This window comes from Rhodococcus sp. NPDC127593, assembly GCF_042671975.1.
Lineage (GTDB): Bacteria > Actinomycetota > Actinomycetes > Mycobacteriales > Mycobacteriaceae > Rhodococcus_F.
This window is the reverse complement of sequence record NZ_JBHXWI010000142.1, coordinates 1-5,925: the sequence shown is the minus strand read 5'-3', so window position 1 is coordinate 5,925 and position 5,925 is coordinate 1. Positions and strand designations below refer to the sequence as shown.

The 5,925-nt window shown below is 67.1% G+C and carries 6 protein-coding genes and 1 tRNA gene; all 7 read right to left on the bottom strand.

Annotated elements, in window-relative coordinates:
- Nucleotides 1–89: 89 nt before the first annotated feature.
- The gene (locus ACFVJ3_RS49055; protein WP_378458975.1) at nucleotides 90–1,688 is read right to left on the bottom strand and encodes a phytoene desaturase family protein; all 1,599 of its coding nucleotides are present in this window, start codon (nucleotides 1,686–1,688) and stop codon (nucleotides 90–92) included.
- Between the two features lie 33 nt (nucleotides 1,689–1,721).
- Nucleotides 1,722–2,945, bottom strand: coding sequence for a cytochrome P450 (locus ACFVJ3_RS49050; RefSeq protein WP_378458974.1), 1,224 nt, complete (start codon nucleotides 2,943–2,945; stop codon nucleotides 1,722–1,724).
- Nucleotides 2,946–3,048: 103 nt separating this feature from the next.
- Nucleotides 3,049–3,125 (bottom strand) — tRNA-Met (locus ACFVJ3_RS49045).
- Nucleotides 3,126–3,186: 61 nt separating this feature from the next.
- Complete coding sequence (locus tag ACFVJ3_RS49040) at nucleotides 3,187–3,825, bottom strand: LON peptidase substrate-binding domain-containing protein (RefSeq protein WP_378458973.1); 639 nt, start codon at nucleotides 3,823–3,825, stop codon at nucleotides 3,187–3,189.
- The gene (locus tag ACFVJ3_RS49035; protein ID WP_037230957.1) at nucleotides 3,825–4,298 is read right to left on the bottom strand and encodes a DUF309 domain-containing protein; all 474 of its coding nucleotides are present in this window, start codon (nucleotides 4,296–4,298) and stop codon (nucleotides 3,825–3,827) included. Before ACFVJ3_RS49035 ends, ACFVJ3_RS49040 begins: the two co-directional genes overlap by 1 nt.
- Nucleotides 4,299–4,314: 16 nt before the next feature.
- Entirely contained in the window at nucleotides 4,315–5,064 is a 750-nt protein-coding gene (locus ACFVJ3_RS49030) for an ESX secretion-associated protein EspG (RefSeq protein ID WP_378458972.1), read from the bottom strand.
- A complete protein-coding gene (locus ACFVJ3_RS49025) occupies nucleotides 5,061–5,216 on the bottom strand; it encodes a hypothetical protein (RefSeq protein WP_378458971.1) in 156 nt (51 codons plus the stop codon). The genes ACFVJ3_RS49030 and ACFVJ3_RS49025 overlap by 4 nt, the downstream gene beginning before the upstream one ends.
- Nucleotides 5,217–5,925: the final 709 nt, after the last annotated feature.

Below are 5,925 nucleotides of genomic sequence, written 5' to 3'. Positions count from 1 at the left end.
TAGCCCAAACATCTACCTTCACAAAATGATCCGGCTCCGCAAGCTACGCCGGATGCTATCGCCTGCCACTCACCTTCAGCATTTTCCGGTCAGGGTATCGGCCCCTTCGACAACAGCTCGATGACGGCGCGCGAGGTGCGTCGCCGCAGCCAGCCGCGCGGTCCGTCCTCGCCGAGCGCGGCGCGGGCGGCGTTCAGGCCCGACACCCCGTGTACGCCTCCACCCGGATGCGCGGAGGCACTTCCCAGGTACAGGCCCTGAACCGGCGTCTCCGAACGGGACGTCCCCGGCCCGGGGCGGAAGATCAGCTGCTGATGGAGTTGCGCCGTCCCGCCGTTGACGGCGCCACCCACGAGATTCGCGTCGGCTGCCTCGAGATCGGACGGGCGCTGGACGACCCGACCGACGACCCGCTCCGAGAAACCCGGTGCGTGCGCCTCGAGGACGTCGTCGACTCGCGCGGCCAGCAGATCGGCGGACGCGTCGTCGGTGATGTCCCGCGGTAGATGCGTGTACGCCCAGGCGCTTTCGGTGCCCTCCGGTGACCTGGTGGGATCCGCAGTCGTCATCTGCCCGAACAGCAGGAACGGGCTGGACGGGACGGTGCCGGTGGTCAGGTCGGCCATCCAGCGGACGAGTCCGTTGTCGTCGGCGCCCAGATGGACGGTGCCCGCCCCGCTCAGACTGGGTGAACGCCACGGAACCTTCTGCGACAAGGCGTAATTGACCTTCAGGACGGGCGTGTCCCACTCGAAGTGCTCGAGGTCGGCCCGCACGCGGGCGGGAACGACGTGGTCCGGAAGCAGCGACCCGTACAGCGCGGGCGCGGACACGTCGGCGATCACCGCCCGACGTGCCGTGTAGCGGACACCCGACGCCGTCCGCACACCCACGGCGCGACCCGACCGGACGTCGATCCCGGTCACGGCGTCGCCGTAATGGGAGTGCGCACCTGCGTGCTCGGCCCGGCGCACCATCGCGGCCGACAACTCGCCCGCGCCGCCCACCGGAACGGGGTAACCGCCGTCCTGGGCGAGCATCGTCAGGATGTAACCCATGACGCCGCTGCCCGGTGCGTCCGGCGGGGTGTCGGCGTGCATCGCGTTACCCAGCAACAGAAGTCGCGCCGCCTCGCTGCGGAACAGTTCATGCGCCATCCGTCGTGCCGGCAGGAGGAGGAATCGGGCCAGCCGCAGCGACTCGGCTGTGCCCAGCTGCCGCAGCAGTCGGCTCGGGCCACGCACGGGCGGGAACGGGCTGAACAGAGTGCTCAGCAGCGGTCCCTTGATGTCGTGCCACTGCTCGACCAGTGCCGTCCACGAGACACCGTCACCAGGTTGACGGCGTTCGAGGTCGGCGGCCGTGTCCACGGGGTCGGGATGGATCACCGGTGCGTCCTCGTCGGCAGCCGAACGGGCGTGCCCGAGCGCGCTGGGCGCGTGACTCCAGCGCAGTCCGTGCGATTCGAGGTCGAGGCCGCGGAGCGCCGGTGACACGGTGGACAGGGGATAGAACGCGCTGAACAGGTCCGAGGTGAAGCCGGGGACGAGTTCTGCCGACCTCACCGCACCGCCGGGCGTCGGCTGCGCCTCCACGACCGCGACGTCCCAGCCCGCATCTGCCAGGGTCGCGGCCGCGACGAGTCCGTTGGGACCGGATCCGATGACCACTGCGTCGACGTTATTCACTCGACCAGGCTTTCAGAAAAGGCGGCGCTCCGCTCAGATGGACGAGGGCGTGAACGTCACCGGCATGTGCTTGAGCCCGTTGATGAAGTTGGAGCGGAGGCGCTGCGCCGGTGCCGTCTGCTCCATGTCCGGCATGCGACGCAGAATCTCGCTCAGCATCACCTTCATCTCCGCGCGAGCGAGGTTGGCGCCGAGGCAGAAATGGTGACCGCCGCCACCGAACGCAATGTGCTGGGAGTAGTGGCCGGTGGGCCGATCGATGTCGAACGTGTAAGGGTCGTCGAACACCGCCTCGTCGCGGTTCCCCGACATGTGCCAGATGACCACGCGGTCGCCCTCGGAGATCTCGACGTCGTGCAGCACGGTGTCTGTCATCGCAGTCCTGCGGAACTGCATGACCGGGGTGGCCCAGCGCAAACCCTCCTCGATCAGCGCGTCCAGCTTGGACGGATCCTCGAGCACCTTCCTGCGCTCCTCGGGATGCTCCATCAGCGCCAGCTGGGTGTGTGAGATGGCGTTGCGGGTGGTCTCGTTACCCGCGACCGCGAGGAGCATGAAGAACATGTTGAAATCCAGCTCGCCCAGCTTCTCGCCGTGCACATCGGCCTGGATGAGAGCTGTCGCGATGTCATCGCGGGGGTGCTTCTTGCGGTCCTCGAACATCTCCAGGCTGTAAGCGAACATCTGGGCCGCCGCCGCCCGTTCCTGACCTTCCTCCAGATGGAATTCCGGATCGGAAGAGCCGATCATCTGATTCGTCAGATCGAAGATCAGTTTGCGATCTGCCTGGGGCACGCCCAGGAAATCGGCGATCGCTTGAAGCGGGAGCTCGGACGCGACGTCGACGACGAAGTCGCACTCTCCACGCTCGATCACCGCGTCGACGATGGCCGTGGCCCGCCGCGCGAGAATCTCGTGCAACTGGCCGATGCGGCGGGGCGTGAAACCCTTGCTCACGATCTTCCGGAGCGCCGTGTGGTCCGGTGGGTCCATGTTCAGCATCATCAGCTGCTGGCCCGCCAGGTCTTCCGGGCTCAGGTCGTCGATGTAGGTGGCGCCCCGCCACGACGAGTACGTCTCGGCGTCCCGGTTCACCGTCACGATGTCGGCGTGCCGGGTGACACACCAGAACGGGTCGCCGCGCTCGTCGACGTGCCGGTAGACCGGTGCCTCCCGCCGCAACACGGCGAACATCTCGTGGGGCACGCCCTTCGCGAAGGTGTCCGGGTTGTAGAGATCGACGTCGGCGAGCTGCACTGTCCCTCCTGAGGCCTCACGTACGAGAATACGTTCTAGTCCTGGAGGATGTGGAACAACGAAAAACGGCTCCGGAGAATTGAATCTCCGGAGCCGTTTCCAGTGGTAGCGGGGACAGGATTTGAACCTGCGACCTCTGGGTTATGAGCCCAGCGAGCTACCGAGCTGCTCCACCCCGCGTTGCATTGATAACACTACACCCTTCCCGGAGTGCTCTTGACCAACCCCGGGGAGGGCTAGGTCACATCAGCCGGAACTGGACCATTTCAATGGCGTTCTCGATCGCCTCGGAGACCTCCCGCAAGCGTTCGTCCGCGCCGGCCGCAGCCAAGATCTGCAGGCGGTCGGCGTCCCCCATCGGAATGTGCGTCGCGATCTCATAGAGCCTCGTGCCGAGCGACCCGCGGAATCCGCCGATGACGGGAACGTCGGGCGGCACGTTGCCGGTCTCCGTCGCGAGACGGCGGAGCAGGCCGTACAGAAATTCGAGTCTCTCGATGAGGGACGGGAATTCGTAGTCCGCTGTCTGGGTGCCGGTGTTCTCGTCCGGCCACACATCGACCTCGGCGATCGGATACGGGTTGTCGGGCAACCACTTCGACACCTTGATCCGTTCCTCCGTGCGGCAGAACAGCTCGTACCGCCCGTCGCCGATCGAGGCGTGGGATTCGATCCGCGCGATGGTGCCGACATCGTGGCGGACATCGCCGCCGCCCACCTCGTTGCCGCGGGCAATGAGAACGACCCCGAAACGGGGACCGTCCGGTGCGTCCAGGCAGTCACGGACAAGTTCCTGGTAGCGGGGTTCGAAGACGTGGAGGGGGAGCTGCTGACCGGGCAGCATCGTCGAACCCAGCGGGAACATGGGGAGCAGAGTCATCAGGGGATTCTCAATCGGGGTACGGGCGTCGCCGGCAACGGGTCGACGCGATCGATCTCGTCCGTGAGGTGTTCCGACCACGTGAGGAGGCCGGCGATGTCGAGGCCGTGCGGCGCCTCCACCTCGTAATGCCGGATCCGGTCGTGGCCTTGGCGCAGCAGAGACCGCGCGCCGGTCTTGTTGCCCCGCATCAGATGGGTGAGACCCACCGCGAGCTGAGCGAGACCCTGCCACAGTTCCCGCTCGTCCTCGGGAGCGATCTTCCACGTACCCTCGAGGATCTCGTGGGCGTGGAACGGCATGCCGTGGTCGAGTAGCCGCTGAGCCTCCGTGATCGCCTCGTCGGGTGGTAACCGCAGGTCGTCGGGGATGCGCGGCACACCCTCGGCGTCGTGCGGCAGGGGTCGCCCGAGTTCGTCGCGGGGGCGTGCATTGAGGGGTTTCCCCGCCCCGTCCCTGTCACGATCGGTCATGGGACAAGGGTAACGCTCAGCCGCGGGTCGGCGAAGGGTTGGCGAGGGCCGCCGACACGCGTTTCGACAGCTCGTCGCGAACCAACCGGACTGTCGCCGACCGCAGATGAACACGGTCGTCCTGGTGATAGAGGTACCGGCCGTCCGCTTCGACGTCGATCCAGGTCAATTCGCCCAGAACAGGCTCGTCGAGCCCACTGCGCGCGCCCCGGACGCAGATGTAGCCGATTCCGGTCCGCGGCCGGCCCACGATCCTTCGCAGGAGAGTGCCGTCGGAGGCCCGGGCGTTCTGCAGGACGGAAGTACCGCTGCTTCGGTTCTCGAGGTCGTCGGGATGCGCGGTCAGAGACGGGGTTCGTCCGGGCGCGCAGCCTGGCAGGTCTTCCAGGAGTTGGGTGGTCAGCCAGTCGACGCCCTCTGCACTGGCCTCGATCCGGATGTCGCCGCGGCCCGCTGCGCCGCGCAGCTGTTCGGCGACGACGGCGACCCTGCCCCGGATGCTGCCCCTCCGGCGAAGCCCGGAGTCGAGTTCGGGGGAGGGTGCGAGCACCGTGACGGACAGTTGCGGATCCCGGAGCGCCTGGATCGCGGCGACCAGTTTCGGTTCGTCGAGCGCCGTCCGCCACTGTTCCAGTTCGATTTGCTGGACGGCGTACCGGTCTTCCGTCGCGGCCGCGGACCGGTATTGCAGCGGGTACGGCATGCGGTCGAGATCGGTTGCCTCCCACAGACACATGAACTGGGCGGACGTCAGCCGCCAGTTCATGCGCCGATCACCGGGGGTGCGACGGGGTCGAGTTTGCCGATCAGTTCGTTGCCGTTGTCGACGGTGATGAGGTAGCTCGGCGTCTGATGCTCCGCGTCGCCATCGCCGTTGCCGCCCGCACGGCCGGGCGCACCCATCATCCCCGGTGCCATACCTATCCCAGGACGACTCATACTCGGCCGCAGCACCACCGGACGGGATCGGACCACCCGGAACCACACCACTCGAGTTGGACTCGGAGTCGCTCTTGTCGTTCTTCCGGCGCGCGCTCGACGCCAAACCCCCGACGCCCGAGCCGCCGCCACCGGACCCCGAACCTCCACCGATTCCGCCACGGTAACCCCCGGCGCCCGCGTCACTGCCTGACTGCGAACCGGCGCCGGCTGCGTTGTGAGTATCGCGGCAGCAGTCTGCGCGGCTGAGCCGGATCCAGTACCGGCGCCCTGGTTGGCAGCGGCTTCAGCGTTCGCTGCGGACGTAGTCGCGGCACTATCCGCCGCGGAATCCCTGTCCGCAGTGTTCTCGCCGTTCGCGGACGAATCGCCGTCGCCCGATGCGGCGGAGGTATCGCCGTCGGTTGTGCTCCAAGAAATCTCACCCCTCACCTCACCCACCCCATTACTCGACAGGACCGTTCAGGAAACGTGTACAAACGTGTCCTGAGTCGACGCCTCACGGTGTCGACGTTGACCCGCACCTGTGGGTGCGGGTCTTCCCGTGGCGGTACCCGTTGCCCGCACGGTGCGGGTCTGACATGGGTTTCCATCGGGCTCGTTTACCGTCGCCCCGCAACTCGGGGAGGACGCCTCAACCAGGGCCGCGAGGTTGCGGGCCGCGTTGAGGTCACGATCGATGCTCATC

Bases quoted from the DNA above. Each gene is read 5' to 3' on its own strand.
- ACFVJ3_RS49040 (WP_378458973.1), bottom strand. From the start codon at position 3,825: ATGACTCTGCTCCCCATGTTCCCGCTGGGTTCGACGATGCTGCCCGGT.
- ACFVJ3_RS49025 (WP_378458971.1), bottom strand. From the start codon at position 5,216: ATGGCACCGGGGATGATGGGTGCGCCCGGCCGTGCGGGCGGCAACGGC.
- ACFVJ3_RS49035 (WP_037230957.1), bottom strand. From the start codon at position 4,298: ATGACCGATCGTGACAGGGACGGGGCGGGGAAACCCCTCAATGCACGC.
- ACFVJ3_RS49030 (WP_378458972.1), bottom strand. From the start codon at position 5,064: ATGAACTGGCGGCTGACGTCCGCCCAGTTCATGTGTCTGTGGGAGGCA.